We start from the raw sequence: 1,056 nt of genomic DNA on the forward strand, positions 1-1,056 counted from the left end.
GACGCCGACTTCGAACTAGTAAATGTCGATGTTGCTGCGAATCTGGAGCGTGAAATCAGCTATGAGCCGGAAGAAACGCCGGATACGGGTAGCGATAGCCAGTTCGACTTGCTTGGTATCGACCTTCTAAGTGGACTCGCCAACCTGGATATTGGCTCTGGTGACCACCCGCTAGTCGAGTTCAGTCTGGATGAAAATACCAACGAGACCACGTTCAACGTCGATATCTCTGGAGCTCTGGAGGTCGGTGTACTGGACGACTATGTTCTGATCGTTGAAAGCTTTGAGAACGGGGAGTGGGGACGTGTCGAGGATGGTGAGAATAATCTCGACGAAGGACTGCTTTCACTGAGTCTGCTTGGCTTGGGTGGTACTTCAGGGCAGGTGACTCTGGAAAATCTGGATGCGGGCGACTATCGCGCCACCCTGGTTCCCGATCCAAGCTTGATCAATGTTGGTGTGGCCATCACTCGTGAGCTTGACGTTACCGCTACCGACTTGCTGGAGGTTGAGGACATTACAGTTGGTGAGGTTGCGGAAGGCAACTTTATTGATGAGGCCGCTAGCGGAGATGCCGGCAACCTGGAAGTTCAGTCCATCGCCTTCAATGGTACTGAGTTCACGCCTGTGAATGGTGAGATAGAAGTCGTTGGTGAATATGGCACTTTGGTCATAAATGCCGATGGTTCTTACACATACACGCCGAATGCAGAGGCGGGCAGCGCAGGTGTGGATAGCTTCACAGTGAACGTCGTGGATACTGTGACTAACGAAGAAAAATCCGCGAATATCAACGCTGAAGTGGCACTAGTCGATGTGCCAGGCGAAGGGGATGCCGACGCACCAGATATGCCGACGGCAGCTTTCAATGCTGCAGGTAACGAAGTTACCGGTGAAGCCGAGCCGAGCAGCACGGTCACGGTGTATGACGAAAACGGTGAAGAGATAGGTACGGCGATTGCCGATGAAGAAGTCGGCAGCTACACCGTTACGCTGGATGAGCCGTTGACCAACGGTGAAGAGGTAACGGTGACGGCCACTGATGGTTCAGGCAAC

General features: G+C 53.1%; 1 protein-coding gene. It reads left to right on the top strand.

Translation table 11 applies throughout. The features are described from left to right. Positions 1-1,056: Ig-like domain-containing protein (locus tag INT21_RS17420; protein ID WP_226930684.1), on the top strand; the 1,056-nt coding region annotated here is incomplete at both ends.

Source organism: Halomonas sp. 3F2F (genome assembly GCF_014897805.1).
In the GTDB taxonomy this organism is placed as follows: Bacteria; Pseudomonadota; Gammaproteobacteria; order Pseudomonadales; family Halomonadaceae; genus Vreelandella.